Origin of the sequence: Streptococcus sp. 210928-DFI.4.42 (assembly GCF_020554365.1) — a bacterium.
In the GTDB taxonomy this organism is placed as follows: Bacteria; Bacillota; Bacilli; order Lactobacillales; family Streptococcaceae; genus Streptococcus; species Streptococcus parasanguinis_S.
Genome location: NZ_JAJCHF010000008.1, coordinates 1 through 18403 on the forward strand (window position 1 = coordinate 1; position 18403 = coordinate 18403).

An 18403-nucleotide genomic window follows, 5' to 3' on the forward strand; every position below is an offset into this window, starting at 1 on the left:
TCGACAATCCAAAAATAATTGAGAGGCTAGGACTTTTGTCCCAGCCTCTTTTTTGACCATTCACGACGATTTTTTGACCGATTCTGACAGAGAGCCTCCAAGGCTTTCTCTTTGACGTATAATGGACACAAGATCAATAAGAAAAGAGGGATCGTATGTTTCAGGTAGCATCTATTACAAAATCATTTAAGGAGAAAGCTGTATTAAAGGGGGTGTCTTTTTCGATAGAAGAAGGAGACAAAATTGCCTTGCTGGGAAATAATGGAGCAGGTAAAAGCACCCTGTTCAACATTATCGCAGGGCAACTCCAGGCTGATTCGGGGACGATAAAGACTTCGCTTGATTTTCAAAGAGAAATTGGGATGATGCCTCAGGGGGATCTGCTCATCGAGGATCTGACCGTTGCCGAACTCGTCGAATTAAAAAGCCGGATGAATCAGCTGAAGCAGGCTGATATCAATGGACTCTTAGAGATGGTCGAATTGAGAGAATCAAGAGAGCAGATGGTGGGAAGTCTTTCTGGTGGTCAAAAGAGACGCTTGTCCTTGTTGTTAACCATTTTGAATCATCCAAAGTTGATTTTTTTAGATGAGCCGACGACTGGCATGGACTTGGAAGCAGTGGATAATTTTTGGAAATTGCTGGAGCAGCAAGAGTTTACATCTGTTGTGGTGACCCATGATTTTAACCAAATTGATGCCTTTTTTACAAAAGTCTTGATTTTAAAAGAGGGTCGAATTGCTGCAACAAAGGCTGTTGAGGACATTCACCAGGCTGGTCAAACCATTGAGCAGTATTTCCGAGAAGAGATGAATAAAGGAAGGGAACAAGCATGAAAAAGATTCAATTAAAACAAGTTTTACGAAATAAGCGCTTTGTATTATTCACCATTATTTTACCCATAGGCTGGTATATCTTCTTTTATCAGCTTCAAAAAGGGATTTCACCAAGTATTTTATTAGGCATTGCTGTATTTATCGGGGTCATTGGCAATAGCCTTGCAACTTTTAGTAAGCGAATCGCCTCAGATATCGGTTTTTATTCTTTTGAATCCCGCTTTACAAACTATAGCGTCAAGCACTATTTATGGGATCAATCGATTGTACAACTGATTCTGAACAGCCTGATCTTTTTAGCGGTGCTAGTAGTTGCTGTCCTAGGTTTTCACTTTCCAGTGACGACTAGCCTGTTGGTACAATTTTTCCTCTTATCTTTGATGGGGATCTACTTTAGTGTGATTGGCTTTGTACTTGGGGTGAGGGTAGATGCCAAGACGATTGATACCATTGGCTTTCCAGTTATTATTTTAGCAGCCATGACCATTATTCCCTTTGATGCGCTTGGTGCAAGTGGAGGATTTATGGACTTAGTTGGCAAGCTACAACGGGTATTCCCAGGCTATTATTATACAAAGCTGATCCAAGATTTGACCGAGAAACAAACGATTGATGCCACCCAATTAGCGCTCTTTGTTGCCGTATTTGGATTGAATTTGCTATTTTTCTATCTGCTCGTACCCAAAGGGAAAATGGGGAACTAAGAGCAGTTAAAAAGAGGCTGGGACAAAAGTCCTAGCCTCTCAATTGTTTTTGGATTGTCGAGCAAGACGCAGTGGTTGAGTGGGCTCTACTACGCTGATTTCATCAGCTTTTACAGCCCTACTCAACTGTGCGGAGGTGGGACGACGAAATCGAATTCTAACGAATTACCGATTTCTGTCCCACTCTCTTTTCTTTGCTATAAAACGGTTATTTGGTATTCGTTCGTCAAGTACTTGGATAGGTTTTGCCAATCTTCTTCCTTAAATTTACAGAAATTGACGAAGAGTTTTACGGTATGGTGCTCTGTGTCAATGATCGTATTAGATTTTGAGAGATTTTCTAGTGCAGTATTTTCCCTCAGCTGAAATTCGATAAAATAACTCTTACTATTTTGGTGATCGGGGTCACTAACGTCAGCCACTTTATAGGCTGCACTCAGCAAATCTTCCTTGGGAATAAAGATATCTTTTGTCAGAATCACTCCCTGATAAGCATGGATCCCATCAGAAGTCAGCTCAAAGGCGATCTGACGACTGGTCAGTCTTTTGATCCCAGCAATGGTTGCATAGATCGCAATCAACAATAAAAGGATCTGAATGAGAGTGATAAAAGTGATTTTTGGAAACCCCTCAAAACCTAGGATCGATAAAAAAGCTAAGTGGATAAAGAGCGCACAGGCAAAAGCCAGAGAGCCATATCCGACATATTTTGAATAATAGATTTTCATTTTGGACTCCTTACATTTAAGATGCAACGAAAACTTGGAATTTCAAGTACCCTTATCATAGCGGATTCGATGAAGAGCTGTCAAATGTTTGGTGGGGTTCTTGTGATTAGATCATTTCAGGTTATGGTATACTAGATGGAAAGTGTGGCTAGGAGTGAAATGAAAAGCTACTGTAGAAATCATAACCGGGTCAATGCTGGTAAGAAAGGAAGACAAATGCTAACACCTCTGATATTTATGATTTCTCTCGTCTTACTTTTACGTCGTTTTAAAAGCAAACGTTCACGAAAGATCATTGGATTCTTATATGCTTCCTTTGCAATCTGGTTTGTTTATTCGATCCTTACTTATGGGAGCTATACCCTCCAGCCTGGTCAAAGTGTTCAATTGAGAGTTTATCCCAATACGGACCAGCTAGAGTATAATTCGGAACTCCATTTTAAAAAATTAGACGATACGAAGTTAAAATTGTCCGGTCGAAAAGGTTGGGGGATGAAAGATAGTAATATAGTCTATAGTGTTGAAAAGCAAACAATAACGGAGCTCATTTTTTTAAAAGACAAAACAGAACGTAAAGACTTACCGAATGATAAAAGTAAGAGTTTCTACTTAGAAAACGATGGAATAGTGGTTCAAGGGGAAGTTGAGGAAGTATTTGGGGTGACGGAACGAAAGCCCTACAACATCACCATCACCAATGTAGACGATAAACCGGCCCACTTTAAAGCGCAAGTGGTGGATCGGTGAACTGGACCTCTATCTACTCCAGTCGCTTCAGCCCAAAAAATTGGGGCGATTTGACCGTGAAAGATATTTGGAGAGATGATTCATCTAAAAACTAGAAAATAAGTTCTTTCTTTCATAACAGAAAAAGCGAGCCTTGCTATGAAGCTCACTTATTTGTATTCATAAAAAAGTGAGCCAAATACTTTTAAGACAAGCAAAAAAGCCTTGGTTTTCAAGGCTTTTTGTGCATAAAAAATGCCCCCTGCATGAATTTGTAAGAACTTTTCATATTGAAAATAAACAAAAATATTGAAATATAGCTGATTTTAGGAAATACTTTTAGGTATTTTCAATGTCAGGATTTAAAAATGGGGCAAAAGTGGGGAAAAACGAATGACTCGCATTTGGTTTGAAAATCTATAATACCTAATGATTATGCTATACTAGATATATAGTGTTGTTATAAATAAATGTCGGCGTGAGAACAAATCGGAGGATAAAATGGAAAAACAAATTAATGAAAAAATTCGTGAGATTGCACAGAGTGTTAATGAGACAATACCAGTAGCATGGGATAATCTTTTTATTAACATAAGTTTAGCTTTTGATGGAGGAGAGGTATATTATTTCTTTAATGAAGAGGGGAAAAATGAGTATATCTACAATCTATATATTCCAAAGCGGTATGGTATTCCTAATTTAGAATTTCGGAATCAAGAAAGACGCACCTTTAGATTAGCTTGGGAGTTGAGAGAAATTTTTGAGAAAGAAGGCCAACCTTTGTGGACTTCTTGTACTATAAAAGTAATTGGCACGAAATTATCTGCTGAATTTGACTATGCACCTTGGAATGAAAGTGATTATAGTTCAGGTCAACAAATGGACTTTTTTGAATATAAATATCTCGGAAAGCAACCAGCTAATGAAAAAGAACTAGAACAGTTCAAGGCTATGAAAGCCTTCCAAAGAGAGCATAATGGCAAATAGTTATATCTAAAGAATAAACCACCTACGCGGTGGTTTTCTTGTTGTTTAACAAATGTTGGTACATATGGTTTATGGTATACTATGGTTGTAGAGAAATGATGCTAAAAATCAAATCGGAGGAAAACATGCTAGAAAACTTTATCAAAGTGGCAGATATGCCCCAAGAAGTTATTGAAAAATACAAGGACCAAGTCCCTGCTGAGTTGTTACAGATTTGGCAGGAAGATGGCTTGGGAACCTTTTTAGATGGTTATCTAAAAGTCATCAATCCAGATGATTATCTTGAGCTTCTCCAAGATAGTTATTTCAGAGGAGATGTCGCTTTTCCTATGTTCGTAACAGCGTTTGGAGATATTGTTACTTGGGAAAAGAACGCCTATGTGGGAATTGTCCAATATAATATTCAGGATTTGGATATTATTTGTAAGGGGATGGATTTATTCGTTCAATATTTAGATAACGAATATATTACAAAAAAATTTGAACTTGATTTATACAGACAAGCTGTGTCAAAACATGGTGCTCTGTCTTATAACCAATGTTTCGGTTTTGTCCCGCTCCTAGCATTAGGAGGCTTTAAAGATGTGGATCATATGGATAAAGTTAAAGTCCTGGAGCACATTTACCTCATGTACCAACTCACAGGCGGAGTGTTTGACGATTGATAAAAAAGAACCACCCTCGCGGTGGTTTTTTCGATGAAAACGAGTGTTAGATAAATAGTGAGTCTTTGGATGAGACTCGCTTATTTTGTTAATGTAAAATTTTTTGGTACAAATTTTGGTACAAAAAACAAAATGACAAACAAAAAAGCCTGATATATCAGGCTTCCTGTTGATTTATTGGATGCCCCCTGCATGAATTTGTAAGAACTTTTCATATTGAAAATAAACAAAAATGTTGAAATATAGCTGATTTTAGGGAAATACTTTTAGGTATTTTCAATGTCAGGATTTAAAAATGGGGCAAAAGTGGGGCAAAAATAACGAATGACTCATATAGGTTTCCTATTTGGTTTGAAAACCTATAATACCTAATGATTATGCTATACTAGATATATAGTGTTGTTATAAATAAATGTCAGTGCGAGATCAAATCGGGATACTGTCAATAATTATGTGTAAATACTCAAGTAGAGTTACGGAGTGTTAATCAAATAATTATTGACAGTATCGAATTTTTCTGGTAGAATGGCTTCGGTTAATATCTAAATGTTGTGTAGTTTTCTATCAACATAGTCAGGAGAAAAGGAACTTATGCTAAAAAAATTTAATGAATTGTCACTGAAAGATAAGGCTTATCTAATTGGCGGTTTGATCTTATTAGTCATTGTGATCTGCTTTGGTCTGCTCAATCGTCAAACAGTAACTGTCAGTCTTGTCTTTACACAACTATCTGCTTCCTTGATTTTGGTGATTTTTACTTGTCTAGTAATCGGAATCATTGCTGGTAGTGTTATTGGTATTAGCTATCACCATAGCAAGACTCAAGATCTGAGAAGCCGCATTGCTGAAGCAGAAGCGACTATCAATATAAAAGACAAGGAGCTTGTCCAGTACGAGGAACAGGTGCAACAATTAAAACAGGAAGCCAAACAATAAGTGTAGAAATCAAAAAGTTCCAGAGTCAGGTGAGACTTTGGAACTTTTTTGGGATAAGAGTGTCCCGTCTTAACAGAGCAGGTGTTTATTAGCAAGGATGAAGTCGATAAACCGTTGGCTGGCTAAGGGAAGAATACTCCTATCTGTAAAAGCAATAGAAAAAGGTCGGCAAATAGGTGGTTTGGTACTGCGTTGGACAATATTATAATTGACTTTCCGACTCAGAAAGATGCAAAAGATTTTCAGTTATTTTTCATTACACAAGTTAATGAAAAATAAACATATGTGGCTTTCGTGTTAGATAAAGACCTTATTTTAATTTATTCTAACTATTCTCAGGATAACGACATGAATTTGTAAGAACTTTTCATATTGAAAATAAACAAAAATGTTGAAATATAGCTGATTTTAGGGAAATACTTTTAGGTATTTTCAATGTCAGGATTTAAAAATGGGGCAAAAGCGGGGCAAAAACGAATGACTCGTATTTTGTTTGAAAACCTATAATACCTAATGATTATGCTATTCTAGATATATAGTTTTGTTATAAATAAATGTCAGTGCGAGATCAAATTGGAGAATAAAATGGAAAAACAAATTTCTACGTAGAATGGAATGCGAAAAAGTGATAATTAAAGAGACGAAAAAGCTGAGAATATGATTTCCCAGCTTTTTTGAATGCGATAGAAATAGCAACTAGACTATTTACGAAAGGCCTCAATAATGTAGGTGAAGCCAGTAACTAAAAATGAAAAGGCAATGACATAAACGACAAAGACACCTGTAGCCACTGGATTGAACAGAATCACTAGACCTAGTAAAAATTCAAGCAAGGATACCCACATGCTATTGCTACCAATAATAGGGAAAATCAATCTTAGACGATTGCCTTTAAAGAAAGCAATAATGGCTTCTACAATTAACCAAATTCCTACAATGGTCGGAATGACGATCGGCAGGGTCACAAAGCCATAAGCAACGAGGTAAAGAGCTAAGAGAAGACTAACAAACCCTTGGAAAAGATAAACAGGTGAGCGAAGCTCTTTTGGTGCAGAGAAATAGCCTAAAATAGCTGCTATAGAAGAAACCAGTAAACCAAATGCAATCCACCAGCTGTAAGCAACAAGATTAGCTACTGGGTTTGTAAATAGGAAAAGTCCTAAAAGGACAAAAACAACTCCTGCAAGGAATAGCAGTAAACGATTGAAAAATTTCATTTCAATACCCCCTATATAGTTTGATTATGAAGCTATTTTACCTCCTTTTATAGAAAATGTCAATAAAATAAATAAACAATTTGGAAGTTTCAGTCTGACTTACAAAAAGAAAAGGAGTTTTTACTCCTTTTCACAGATTTAAGACAAAGTCCTTATAAAAGTGTCTTCTAAAGATTTTAACTTCAATCTGAAGCGAGGATATCCTCGCTTTTTTTATTTAATCTAATAGCTCCTTATTTTCAATTAAGAGCTCTAGTGGAGATTTATCCCTTGCTTCAATAAAACCAGGTTCATATTGGTTATGAAGTGTTCTTTTCTGAGAAGTTGGATCAATATACAACTCATCTCCATCTTCTGTGTATAGTTGGTTGCCTCTTGTTAAGTAAAGTAAATCCTCTAAGTACTGTCCATCAGTATGTAGGAAATGCTCGATGTATTTGACAGCTTTTAAGATTTCACTTACTTTATCAGAGTATTCATTAGATTCAAGAACACTCTTTTCTAACTCAATCTCTTTACTCGTTCCAAAGAGTTGGGTTGGAGTTGCATTAAAATATTCTGCTATCTTATCCAAATTTGCAAAGGTAGGATAGCTTTTTTGTTTTTCGTAATCAGAGATGTCTGGAAAGATTGCTCATAAAAAAATGTGGGGCAAATGATGGGGCAAATCAGTTATAGACAAGCAAAAAAGCCTTATAAATCAAGGCTTTTTCCTGTTGATTTAGATGCCCCCTGCAGGGCTCGAACCTGCGACCCATAGATTAAGAGTCTACTGCTCTACCAACTGAGCTAAGGAGGCAAATATAAAAAGCTGTATTGGTGCCGAAACTTCACGATTTGTATTGAACCCGCGCAATTAAGCAGGTGGGCAACTCGCTCTGACTTAGCTGCTTCCGCGTGAAACGGCCTGCATACTGCCAGAAGTCTTTTGTTTCCCTAATAATACAAAAAATAGTCGGTCAACACTTAAGTGTGAAGTCGTACACCACAGCGTTTCTATATGTATATGATACCACATTTTGAAAATATTTCAAGGGAAAATCTCAATTTTTTGAAACCGATGTCACTTTTTCTTGAATTGATCAATCTTCTCCTTGGTGGCTCCGAGAGCACGCTCGTACTTGCCATTTTCATTGGGAATAAAGTAGGACGCGTGTTTGAGCTTGTCTGGCAGGTAGTCCTGCTTGACCCAGTTGCCGGGGTAGTTGTGGGGATATTTATAGTTTTGTGCATTTCCCAGTTCCTTGCTTCCGGCATAATGACCATCGCGGAGGTGGCGAGGAATGGGAAGGTTGCCAGATGTCCTCAGATCAGACAGGGCCTTGTCCATGGCGACGTAGGCTGAGTTGGATTTCGGCGAAAGGGCTAGATCGATGACGATGTTGGCGATGAGAATGCGGGCCTCAGGAAAGCCGATGCGCTCAGCTGCTTGTAACGCTGTCACGGTATGAATCTGCGCATCTGGATTGGCCAGACCGATATCCTCATAAGCGATGACAGTCAAGCGACGAGCTAGGCTGGGTAGATCTCCGGCTTCGATCAAACGAGCTGCATAGTGGAGACTAGCATCGACATCCGAACCACGGATAGATTTTTGCAGAGCAGAGAGCACGTCGTAGTGGCCGTCTCCATCTTTGTCCATGGTGATGTAGCTGCGCTGGAGACTGTTTTCCATGATCTCTAGCGTAATATGGCGAATTCCTTCTGCATTTTCAGAGGTCGACAGCACCGCCAGATCGAGAGAATTAAAGGCAGAGCGAAGATCTCCATTGGTTGAGGTAGCGATGAAATCCAAAGCGTCCTCATCGAGCACGACTGGAAAATCAAAGCCACGGTCGGGATCGTCCAGCGCCGTTTTTAGAGCTTGCTTGACCTCCTCCGTCGTCAACGGTTCCAGCTCAAAGATTTGTACGCGGCTACGAATAGCGGGTGTGACAGAGAAAAAGGGATTTTCAGTCGTTGCACCGATCATGATGACCAGACCACTTTCGAGCAAAGGCAGGAGAAAATCTTGTTTAGTTTTATCGAGGCGATGGATCTCGTCCAAGAGCAGGACCAAGCCACCAGAAAATTTGGCCTCCTCTGCGATTTCTTGTAGGCGTTTTTTACTGTCAACTGTTGCATTAAAGGTCCGAAAAGCATACTTGGTCGTTCCTGCGATCGCAGAAGCAATACTGGTCTTTCCGATCCCCGGAGGTCCATAGAGAATCATAGAGGACAGACGATTGGCCTCGACCATGCGACGGATGATTTTGCCTTCTCCAACCAGGTGCTGTTGACCGATGACTTGATCGATCGTCCGTGGTCGCATACGGAGTGCGAGATTGTCGGGCATTTCCTTCTCCTTTCTAGCTTTGTCTCCTTTCAAAGAGACGGTTTTTATGGTAAGATTGTAGTAACTATTGTATCATATTCCGCTCTAAGAGTGGGAAATTAGAAAGAGGACGCTATGTCTAAATACGGATTTTTGGATGTTTTAGAAGAGGAGATGGACAAGGTTTTTCCTTTTGATTTTGAGATCAATTGGGATAAGAAAAACCATGCGGTAGAAGTGGCTTTTCTCTTGGAAGCGCAAAACACAGGCGGGGTTGCACTGGTTGATGAAGCTGGCGAAGAATCTGACGAGGATATCTTCTTTGAAGAAGCCGTGCTCTTCTACAATCCAGCCAAGTCTCATGTGGAGGAAGATGCCTATTTAACAGCGATTCCTTATGAGCCTAAAAAAGGCTTGTCTCGTGAGTTTCTAGCCTATTTTGCGACTTTCCTCCGAGATACAGCCGAGCTGGCCTTGGATGAGCTCATGGATTTCTTAGCAGACGAAGAAGCAGAGAGCTTTGAGATCGTCTGGAACCAAGAAGTTTTTGAAGAAGGAAAAGTTGGCCTAGAAGAAAGTACTTTTTACCCTTATCCGAGATATTAGAAAAGATTCTAAGTGGACATTTTTAAATAATAAATTCAAGGAGAAGGGGGAGACTATGCTAGAAAAAGTCAAACAGTTTTTCAGGAGAAGGTCAGCTAAAACTGAGCCGTCAGTTGATATTCTTCCCCGCAATCGCTTTGCGGATCTAGATTTCGAGCGAATATTGAAGTCTGGAACTCGTCGTCTTGTCGATGAGGAGGGGCGCTATGCAGAAGATGGTACAGTCACAGAACTTGAATTTCCTGAAGACTTTGCGGAATTTGAATTTCTAGTAGGTTTTAATACGGAAGAGGAAGACCAGTTTAAGCAACTATTAGCTCGTTTAAATAGTATTGACAATGCTATTCAGTCCCATTTGGAAAGCGAGTTGCAACAACCTATCCCTCAGTATGCTAAGGATCTCGGCTATACTCAGAAAAGGTGGGAGAAAACCTTTTACTTCCATCCTTGGATATTAAGTGGTGAGGAAAACCCGCCTAATCTTCGCTATGTTGCAGATTATGTAAACGATGAGTTTACGGTTTATTTTGCGAAAAAACATGGCAGATGGCAAGCATACTGGGATGCAGAGTGCCAAAAAGTAATCGAAGAAAGCTAGCTCGTATTTTCCTAGAGAGTAATTGTTATCATAGAAAAGAGTAAATATCATGGAATTATTGGATAGCAGAATGGATTTCCAAGGTTGCAAGATTGCCTTGATTTGTGGGGATAAGGTCTTGACTATCTTACGTGATGACAAGGACGATATCCCTTGTCCCAACATGTGGGAGTTGCCAGGTGGTGGTCGTGAAGGAAACGAAAGTCCTTTCGAGTGCGCAGCGCGTGAAGTTTATGAGGAACTGGGAATTCATTTAGATGAAGACTGTCTGCTTTGGAGCAAGATTTATCCTAGCGTAATCTTTAAAGACAAGCAATCGGTCTTTATGGTTGGTCAGCTAAGGCAAGAACAATTTGACAATATCATCTTCGGAGATGAAGGACAAGGCTATAAATTGATGCCTATTGAGGAATTTTTGAAGTCTAAACAGGCAGTGCCTCAGCTACAGGGGAGATTGAGGGATTATTTGGAGGAAGGTTTATGATAACACTTGTTCGAGCGGGAGCAGAGGATTTAGAAACCATTATTGCCATTCAAAGAGCCAGTTTTAAGGCAGTCTATGACAAATACCAAGATGAATATGATCCCTATCTGGAGGATCGCGAGCGAATCAAATGGAAATTATTGGAGCGTCCCAATAGCTATTACTACTTTGTCAAAGAAAACGAAGAGAAGATTGGTTTTTTACGAATTCAGACCAATGAAGAGTTAACGGAAGCTTGGTTGGGGACTGCAGCGATTCTGCCTCCGTATCAGGGAAAAGGGTATGGATCTGAAGGATTACGCTTGCTAGAAGAGGAATTTTCAACCGTTAGACAATGGGATTTGTGTACGGTGTTACAGGATGCAGGCATGGTCGCGTTCTACGAGAAAAATGGCTACCGTCAAACCCATATCGAGCCTGAAAAAGAAGGCATGGATATGGTCTACATGAAAAAATTGATAGAGAAATAGAAAGGATGGTTCAGTTAAATTTCTAAACTGAACCCGCCCTAAACACGGTGCCAAAAAGATAAACTTCTCTTAGACACAAGTGTCTTCAGAGAGTTTCCTATTTTGGCTTTATGTTTTACGGGCTTGGTATCTTAATGATGGAAACATGGCAAGAGTTAAAAGTTACAGTGAAGCGTGAGGGAGAGGAGCTAGTCTCTAATCTCTTGATCGAGTTAGGCGCCCAAGGTGTCGCAATCGAAGACAGCATGGACTATGTGGGCAACGTCGATCGCTTTGGTGAGATTTTCCCTGAGGTCGAGCAACAAGAAGAAATTGTGGTAACCGCCTATTATCCGGAAACGGTTGATGTAGCAGCGGTTGAAGCGGACTTGCAGGCTCGTCTCTCAGAATTGACCGACTTTATGGACTTAGGAGAGATTAATATTGGCACGACTGCCTTGGCTGAGGAAGACTGGGCCGACAACTGGAAGAAATACTATGAGCCAGCTCGTATCACTCATGACTTGACCATCGTGCCATCTTGGACGGACTATGAGGCGACGGCTGGAGAAAAGATTATCAAGCTAGATCCTGGTATGGCCTTTGGGACAGGAACTCACCCGACGACCAAGATGAGCCTCTTTGCCTTGGAGCAGGTCCTTCGTGGTGGGGAAACGGTGCTGGATGTGGGGACTGGTTCAGGTGTTCTCTCTATTGCTAGCTCACTCCTAGGTGCCAAGGAAATCTTAGCCTATGACCTGGATGATGTAGCGGTTCGCGTCGCTCAGGAAAATATTGAGCTCAATCCGGGCATGGAGAACATCCATGTAGCCCCAGGCGATTTGCTTAAGGGTGTGGAGATTGAAGCAGATGTCATCGTGGCCAACATCCTAGCGGATATCCTTATCCATCTGACGGATGATGCTTATCGTTTGGTCAAGGACGAAGGCTACCTGATTATGAGTGGCATTATCAAGGACAAGTGGGACATGGTGCGTGAGTCAGCTGAGTCGGCTGGATTTTTCCTTGAGACCCACATGATCCAAGGGGAATGGAATGCCTGCGTCTTCAAGAAGACCAAGGATGTCTCCGGTGTGATTGGAGGCTAGCATGCAGCAGTATTTTGTAAAAGGTCTTGCCGTATCACCTGTCACTATCGAGGACAAGGAAACCAGCAAGCACATGTTTCAGGTCATGCGCCTGAAGGAGGATGACGAAGTTACTCTAGTCTTTGATGATGGGATCAAGCGTATGGCGCGCGTGGTCAATGTGGAGGCGCGTCAGTTGGAGCTGGTTGAGGAATTGGCTGACAATGTAGAATTGCCAATTCAAGTGACCATCGCATCAGGCTTTCCCAAAGGAGACAAGCTCGAGTTCATCACTCAGAAAGTAACAGAACTCGGAGCTAGCCAGATCTGGGCTTTCCCTGCCGATTGGTCCGTTGCCAAATGGGATGGCAAAAAATTGGGTAAAAAGGTCGATAAACTAGAAAAAATCGCCCTTGGAGCAGCCGAGCAAAGCAAGCGGAATCTGGTACCGAGCATCACCCTTTTTGAGAAAAAGGCAGACTTTCTAGCCCAACTCGACCAGTTTGACCGCACCGTGGTGGCCTATGAAGAGTCAGCCAAAGAAGGCGAGGTGGCCGCTCTGATTCAGTCGCTGACAGGATTAGAAGCTGGATGTAAATTGCTCTTTATCTTTGGGCCAGAGGGAGGCCTCTCCCCTGCAGAAATTGAAAGTTTTACAGCTAAAGGAGCAGTGTTAGCAGGGCTTGGGCCTCGCATCCTACGAGCGGAAACGGCCCCACTCTACGCTCTCAGTGCCGTGAGTGTTGTTACAGAATTAATGAACTAACGAAGTGAAGGAATCGCTTCGTTAGTTTTTTTTACAAGAATGATGAAAGCAAGGTGGATCCCAGAATGATCTTCGAGAAGTATCCGTATATTAAAGTAGCTTCATTGGTTCCCATCTGCTTCTAAAAGTGTTAAAATAGTATCCAAGAAACTGGAGAAAATACATGCCGAAAGAAGAGAATTTAACAGGGGACCAAGTCGTTGCCCTTACAAAAAAATATTTATCACCTGAAGATGTTGCTTTTGTGCAAAAGGCTTTGGTCTATGCGGTTGATTGCCATAATGGGCAATTCCGTCAGTCTGGCGAGCCTTATATCATCCACCCAATTCAAGTGGCAGGAATCCTTGCCAAGCTGAAACTGGATGCTGTGACGGTCGCCTGTGGCTTTTTGCATGATGTCGTGGAAGATACGGATGCGACTTTAGATGATTTAGAGCGCGAATTTGGTCATGATGTGCGCGTGATTGTCGATGGGGTGACCAAGCTCGGGAAGGTCAAGTACAAGTCCCATGAAGAGCAGTTGGCGGAAAACCATCGCAAGATGCTCATGGCCATGTCTCAAGATATCCGTGTCATTTTGGTCAAATTGGCAGACCGCTTGCATAATATGCGTACCCTCAAGCATTTGCGCAAGGATAAGCAAGAGCGCATTTCGCGTGAGACCATGGAGATCTATGCACCACTAGCCCACCGTCTCGGGATTTCCAGCGTCAAGTGGGAGCTTGAAGATTTGTCTTTCCGTTATTTGAATGAGACAGAATTCTACAAGATTTCTCATATGATGAAGGAAAAACGTCGCGAGCGAGAAGAGTTGGTCGAAGAGGTTGTCCACAAGATTGAGACCTATGCTGGGGAACGCCATCTGCATGGGAAAATTTATGGTCGACCAAAGCATATCTACTCGATCTATCGCAAAATGCAGGATAAGAAGAAACGCTTCGATGAAATCTATGACTTGATTGCCATCCGCTGTATCCTGGATACTCCAAGTGATGTTTATGCTATGCTAGGCTACATCCATGAGCTCTGGAAGCCAATGCCGGGGCGTTTTAAGGACTATATTGCCAACCGGAAGGCCAATGGTTATCAGTCCATCCATACGACTGTATACGGCCCTAAAGGACCAATTGAGTTCCAGATCCGAACTAAGGAAATGCACGAAGTCGCTGAGTATGGGGTTGCAGCTCACTGGGCCTATAAAAAAGGTATTAAGGGTCAGGTCAATAGCAAGGAATCGGCTATTGGGATGAACTGGATTAAGGAGATGATGGAACTCCAAGACCAGTCAGGCGATGCCAAAGAATTTGTTGAAAATGTAAAAGAAGACATCCTGGCAGAAGAGATTTACGTCTTCACACCAGATGGAACCGTACGCTCGCTTCCGAAAGATTCCGGACCGATCGATTTTGCCTATGAAATCCACACCAAGGTTGGGGAAAAAGCGATTGGTGCCAAGGTCAACGGCCGGATGGTGCCCCTCAATACCAAACTTCGGACGGGAGACCAGGTGGAGATTATCACCAATGCCAACTCCTTTGGTCCGAGCCGTGACTGGCTGACACTTGTTAAAACTAGCAAGGCGCGCAACAAGATCCGTCAATTCTTTAAAAATCAAGACAAGGAATTGTCGATTAACCGTGGTCGGGACCTCTTGATGGCCCAATTCCACGAGCATGACTTGGTAGCCAATAAGTTCATGGACAAAAAGCACATGGACAAAGTGCTACAAAAATCAAGTTACAAGACAGAAGAAGCCTTGTTTGCGGCCATTGGTTTTGGAGAGATTGGGGCTATTACCATCTTTAACCGCTTGACGGAGGATGAACGCCGAGAAGAAGAGCGGGCTAAGGCACGCGCAGAAGCAGAAGAGCTAGTCAAAGGTGGCGAGGTCAAGGTTGAAAATAAAAAAGACACCCTGAAGGTTCGTCACGAAGGTGGCGTGGTCATCCAAGGCGCTTCTGGGCTCTTGATTCGGATTGCTAAGTGTTGTAATCCAGTTCCAGGTGATGAAATCGTCGGCTACATCACCAAAGGACGCGGTGTTGCGATTCACCGTCAGGACTGTATGAATCTCCGAGCTCAAGACAACTACGAGCAACGCTTGATCGATGTAGAATGGGAAGATAACAACACGACCAAAGACTACATCGCTCATATCGATATTTACGGACTCAATCGTGCCGGACTTCTGAACGATGTGCTACAAGTCCTCTCCAATACAGCTAAAATGGTCTCAACCGTCAATGCCCAACCAACCAAGGACATGAAATTTGCCAATATCCACATTTCCTTTGGGATTCCAAACCTGTCTATGTTGACAACAGTTGTGGATAAGATTAAGAGTGTGCCGGAGGTGTACTCTGTTAAGCGTACCAACGGCTAGTCGGCTGCTCAGTTATCTTTTATTGCTTCGTTAGCTCGCCTTGCCGTACTTAAGTACTGTCTTCGTCTCGCTGCCTCGCACTAAAAGCAACTGAACAGCCTTTACTTTTCAGATGGTGTGCCTGCGTCTCATTGCCTTGTCTGATGTCGATTTTCTTTGAAGAAGCTAGGACGTGCTCAGAACTCTTTTATTGCTTGGTTAGCTCGTTGTCTGAGGTTGATGTTCTTTCAAGCGCAGCAGTGAATGCTCGATAGATTTATAAAATAGGATAGTAAAATGAAATTAGTGATTCAACGGGTCAAGAGTGCCTCAGTTTCCATTGATGGTCAAGTATACAATGCGATCCAGCAAGGTTTGCTGCTTCTAGTAGGTGTCGGTCCAGATGATGATCAGAAAGATTTAGATTATGCGGTTCGAAAGGTATCGCAGATGCGTATTTTCTCAGATGAGGAAGATAAGATGAATCTTTCAGTCAAAGATATCCAAGGGGAAATTTTGTCGATCTCTCAATTTACCCTCTTTGCGGACACCAAAAAAGGCAACCGTCCTGCTTTTACAGGGGCTGCCAAGCCAGATATGGCCAGTCAGTTATATGATGCCTTTAATGATCAATTAGAAAAAGAAGTCACTGTCAAACGAGGGATCTTTGGAGCCGATATGGCGATTGAATTGATCAATGATGGTCCAGTGACGATTTTGCTAGATACAAAAAATCCATAAGTAAGAAAGCATGCAGTCAGATTAGACTGCATGTTTTTCGATATAAAGTTGTTGGGCGATCACTTGGTTGATAGAAATTTCTTGTCCATGGATAACGAAGTGATAGAGGCCTGTGTAGTCATCGTACCGTTGAAACGCGATGGTATCACCAATTTGGAGATGGATCTGGTCTAAGAATTTTAACAATTCATAGGTGTCATAGACCCTTTGCAGAATATACAGACCAGGTTGGGTCGTTTCACTGAGACGGTCTTGGTGGGCTTCGACAAGCCTTTCGCCTTTCTTTGGAATTGTCCCACCGTGAGGGCAGGTCTTAGGATTCCCAAGCATGTGATCCAGTCGGTCGACGAAATGTTCAGAAACGGTATGCTCGAGAACTTCTGCCTCTTCATGGACTTCCTCAGTTGTGTAGCCAAGATTTTCCAGCAGAAATACTTCGATCAAGCGGTGCTTGCGGTAGAGATCAGAGACCAATTGCGAGCCCAGATCTGTTAGTAGATAGCCATGGGTCTTATCTTTCACCAAGAGGCCCTCAGAGATCATGCGCTTAATCATCTCGGTCACAGCGGGTGGAGAGACCTGCATGCGACTAGCGATTTCCTTATTACTGATTTTTTCTACTTCTGTGCCAATTTCATAAATGCACTTGAGGTAATCTTCTTTGTTTGGTGTCATGCTTTCCTCTTTTCTTCGCTCACTTCTAGTATATCAAAAAAATCCTCAAAAACGCTAGTGGAGTAATGAGAATTGTCTCAAGCTCCAAAAGATGGTAGTATAGTAGCATAGAAAGGACGGCATCATGAACAGACGGGAATTAGCGAGACTAGGCTGGAGAGAAAATAGTTTAGCCTATCTAGAGAAGCACTTGCAGGGATACAAAGATCCACAAGCCTACCAAGAACAATACCAGTCTGTCTTTTTCTTTGCCAGTCCTCTGTTTCAAAACATGTGGTTTCAGGAGATCAAGGATCTAACGGAGACTGCTGCCCAAGATTTACTGAGGGGCGTCATGAAAATTCTCCTGATGCCGAGTGACTTGTCTGGAACTTGTGAAGAAACAGCCTTTCTTCTGAGTAGGATGGCTCCAGATTGTCCGCCAGGATCCGACTTTTGGACGGCATTTTCACGCGTCGTGCAGGTCGCTTTTGAAAGTGATCCCTTGGCGGACCAGTCGGGAGATCAGCTTTTGAAACGCCAGGTTCACCAGTTGCGCTACCTACTTTCAAGTTACCAGGCACAATGGATTCGGATACATAATGCGAGAGCTGGACAGACTGACGAGGAGGCCTTACAAGCTTACCTACAGGAGGCCAGAGCTGTCACGGTGGATGCTTATGCGGCTGCCCGCCTTCACAACAAGGTCTCCCTAAGGCCAGATGGTCACCTTCATTATCCATCAGGGGCCTCCCAACAAGTCAATTTCAAGGTCTTGTTAAATTTTCATACGGAGTATATTCTCGATCAAGCTGGGCATTTCCTCAATGAAGTCGATCCAGTAGAAGTTTCTGAAAATGGCATTGTCAATGGTGCCAGTTTTAACTACGGGTTGGCTAGGGGCCGGACCCATAAGGACTTAGATATTGACCCCGTCAAAGCTTGGGACCCAGCCTTTCGCAAGCAGGTCCTCTATCAGCAAGGTGTTCGCTATCTAGCTCCGAAGAATGACCGCGGTATCGAGGGATACTGGAGTCGAAAAGGAGTCTTTGCACAAGGAGGCAAGAGCTACAAGCAACAAGTAGCAAGACGCGTGCGAAGTTTCCTCAGAGGCATCCCTCGCTTACGCTGGCGGGTTCTCCTCCAGAATGGGCTCCATCGGATTTTATAACAACGAAAGAACTGTTATTTTACATAAAATAGCCTAAGAGATTCTTAAAAGAAGTTAAAACAGTTAAGTTCTTAGAGCTGATCTATCAGGTGATGAGCCTTTCCGCTGTGAGAAAAGTGCTTGAAACATTGTTGTTTCAAGTACTCGGGAGTTTTGAAACGTTAGGTTCAAAACTAATTGAACACGGGCTGCGGATCGTGTCAAAAAGATAAGTTTTCCTAGAATCAAAAGATTCTGTGTCAAACTTCCTATTTTGACTTTATCCGCGAACACCCTTTGTATCTTGCTAAGTCATGGAACTTCCTAGAAGTTCGCTGACGTCCGTACTCACTTAAGGAAAGGTTCTGAACAGATTTTGTAGATATAGAAAA

At 42.0% G+C, this 18403-nt stretch carries 21 protein-coding genes, 1 tRNA gene and 1 other RNA gene; 16 read left to right on the plus strand and 7 right to left on the minus strand.

Annotated elements, in window-relative coordinates; all coding sequences use genetic code 11:
- Window positions 1-155 precede the first annotated feature (155 nt).
- Window positions 156-836 carry an ABC transporter ATP-binding protein gene (locus LIZ08_RS04295; protein WP_227038342.1) on the plus strand — a complete coding sequence of 227 codons (681 nt, stop codon included), beginning with the start codon at window positions 156-158 and terminating at the stop codon, window positions 834-836.
- Window positions 833-1540, plus strand: coding sequence for an ABC transporter (locus tag LIZ08_RS04300; protein WP_227038343.1), 708 nt, complete (start codon window positions 833-835; stop codon window positions 1538-1540). The genes LIZ08_RS04295 and LIZ08_RS04300 overlap by 4 nt, the downstream gene beginning before the upstream one ends.
- 197 nt (window positions 1541-1737) lie before the next feature.
- Here LIZ08_RS04300 and LIZ08_RS04305 read toward each other — a convergent pair whose 3' ends face one another.
- Window positions 1738-2268: a hypothetical protein gene (locus tag LIZ08_RS04305; RefSeq protein WP_227038344.1), complete on the minus strand. Its 531-nt coding sequence runs from the start codon at window positions 2266-2268 to the stop codon at window positions 1738-1740.
- Window positions 2269-2484: 216 nt separating this feature from the next.
- On the opposite strand from LIZ08_RS04305, the gene LIZ08_RS04310 reads away from it, so the two are divergent.
- From LIZ08_RS04310 to LIZ08_RS04330, 5 genes are all read left to right on the plus strand, one after another.
- Window positions 2485-3015 (plus strand): hypothetical protein, encoded by a 531-nt coding sequence (locus LIZ08_RS04310; protein WP_049486467.1) that lies wholly within the window; start codon window positions 2485-2487, stop codon window positions 3013-3015.
- Window positions 3012-3110, plus strand: a complete 99-nt coding sequence (locus LIZ08_RS04315; RefSeq protein WP_227038345.1) for a TipC family immunity protein — start codon at window positions 3012-3014, stop codon at window positions 3108-3110. The genes LIZ08_RS04310 and LIZ08_RS04315 overlap by 4 nt, the downstream gene beginning before the upstream one ends.
- A gap of 385 nt (window positions 3111-3495) precedes the next feature.
- Entirely contained in the window at window positions 3496-3981 is a 486-nt protein-coding gene (locus tag LIZ08_RS04320) for an immunity protein YezG family protein (RefSeq protein ID WP_009732100.1), read from the plus strand.
- A 125-nt stretch (window positions 3982-4106) separates the two neighbouring features.
- Entirely contained in the window at window positions 4107-4646 is a 540-nt protein-coding gene (locus LIZ08_RS04325; RefSeq protein WP_009732101.1) for a T6SS immunity protein Tdi1 domain-containing protein, read from the plus strand.
- A gap of 591 nt (window positions 4647-5237) precedes the next feature.
- On the plus strand, window positions 5238-5582 hold the full coding sequence (locus LIZ08_RS04330) for a lipopolysaccharide assembly protein LapA domain-containing protein (RefSeq protein WP_004250751.1): 345 nt from the start codon (window positions 5238-5240) through the stop codon (window positions 5580-5582).
- Between the two features lie 701 nt (window positions 5583-6283).
- Here LIZ08_RS04330 and LIZ08_RS04335 read toward each other — a convergent pair.
- The 5 genes from LIZ08_RS04335 to LIZ08_RS04355 all read right to left on the minus strand — a co-directional run bounded on the left by LIZ08_RS04335 (window position 6284) and on the right by LIZ08_RS04355 (window position 9134).
- Window positions 6284-6799, minus strand: a complete 516-nt coding sequence (locus LIZ08_RS04335; RefSeq protein WP_227038346.1) for an HdeD family acid-resistance protein — start codon at window positions 6797-6799, stop codon at window positions 6284-6286.
- A gap of 217 nt (window positions 6800-7016) precedes the next feature.
- Complete coding sequence (locus LIZ08_RS04340; protein ID WP_227038370.1) at window positions 7017-7430, minus strand: helix-turn-helix domain-containing protein; 414 nt, start codon at window positions 7428-7430, stop codon at window positions 7017-7019.
- Between the two features lie 95 nt (window positions 7431-7525).
- Window positions 7526-7598 (minus strand) — tRNA-Lys (locus tag LIZ08_RS04345).
- Window positions 7599-7603: 5 nt separating this feature from the next.
- Window positions 7604-7796, minus strand: a non-coding RNA gene (gene ssrS / locus LIZ08_RS04350) — 6S RNA.
- A 66-nt stretch (window positions 7797-7862) separates the two neighbouring features.
- On the minus strand, window positions 7863-9134 hold the full coding sequence (locus LIZ08_RS04355; protein ID WP_227038347.1) for a replication-associated recombination protein A: 1272 nt from the start codon (window positions 9132-9134) through the stop codon (window positions 7863-7865).
- A gap of 114 nt (window positions 9135-9248) precedes the next feature.
- On the opposite strand from LIZ08_RS04355, the gene LIZ08_RS04360 reads away from it, so the two are divergent.
- The 8 genes from LIZ08_RS04360 to dtd all read left to right on the plus strand — a co-directional run bounded on the left by LIZ08_RS04360 (window position 9249) and on the right by dtd (window position 16207).
- The gene (locus tag LIZ08_RS04360) at window positions 9249-9719 is read left to right on the plus strand and encodes a DUF3013 family protein (RefSeq protein ID WP_003009881.1); all 471 of its coding nucleotides are present in this window, start codon (window positions 9249-9251) and stop codon (window positions 9717-9719) included.
- Between the two features lie 55 nt (window positions 9720-9774).
- Window positions 9775-10317, plus strand: a complete 543-nt coding sequence (locus LIZ08_RS04365; RefSeq protein ID WP_227038348.1) for a hypothetical protein — start codon at window positions 9775-9777, stop codon at window positions 10315-10317.
- Window positions 10318-10366: 49 nt separating this feature from the next.
- On the plus strand, window positions 10367-10801 hold the full coding sequence (locus LIZ08_RS04370) for an NUDIX hydrolase (protein ID WP_049506393.1): 435 nt from the start codon (window positions 10367-10369) through the stop codon (window positions 10799-10801).
- Window positions 10798-11271: a GNAT family N-acetyltransferase gene (locus LIZ08_RS04375; protein ID WP_049506395.1), complete on the plus strand. Its 474-nt coding sequence runs from the start codon at window positions 10798-10800 to the stop codon at window positions 11269-11271. Before LIZ08_RS04370 ends, LIZ08_RS04375 begins: the two co-directional genes overlap by 4 nt.
- Window positions 11272-11408: 137 nt before the next feature.
- A complete protein-coding gene (gene prmA, locus LIZ08_RS04380) occupies window positions 11409-12359 on the plus strand; it encodes a 50S ribosomal protein L11 methyltransferase (protein ID WP_227038371.1) in 951 nt (316 codons plus the stop codon).
- Window position 12360: 1 nt separating this feature from the next.
- Window positions 12361-13104, plus strand: coding sequence for a 16S rRNA (uracil(1498)-N(3))-methyltransferase (locus LIZ08_RS04385; protein ID WP_003014229.1), 744 nt, complete (start codon window positions 12361-12363; stop codon window positions 13102-13104).
- A gap of 163 nt (window positions 13105-13267) precedes the next feature.
- Complete coding sequence (locus LIZ08_RS04390) at window positions 13268-15487, plus strand: RelA/SpoT family protein (RefSeq protein WP_049506398.1); 2220 nt, start codon at window positions 13268-13270, stop codon at window positions 15485-15487.
- A 276-nt stretch (window positions 15488-15763) separates the two neighbouring features.
- Window positions 15764-16207: a D-aminoacyl-tRNA deacylase gene (dtd, locus tag LIZ08_RS04395; RefSeq protein WP_227038349.1), complete on the plus strand. Its 444-nt coding sequence runs from the start codon at window positions 15764-15766 to the stop codon at window positions 16205-16207.
- A gap of 21 nt (window positions 16208-16228) precedes the next feature.
- Here the strand turns inward: dtd and LIZ08_RS04400 are convergent, their stop codons facing one another.
- Window positions 16229-16882: a metal-dependent transcriptional regulator gene (locus tag LIZ08_RS04400; RefSeq protein ID WP_227038350.1), complete on the minus strand. Its 654-nt coding sequence runs from the start codon at window positions 16880-16882 to the stop codon at window positions 16229-16231.
- Window positions 16883-17006: 124 nt separating this feature from the next.
- Between LIZ08_RS04400 and LIZ08_RS04405 the strand changes: the two genes are divergently transcribed.
- On the plus strand, window positions 17007-18032 hold the full coding sequence (locus LIZ08_RS04405) for a DUF3114 domain-containing protein (protein ID WP_227038351.1): 1026 nt from the start codon (window positions 17007-17009) through the stop codon (window positions 18030-18032).
- Window positions 18033-18403: the final 371 nt, after the last annotated feature.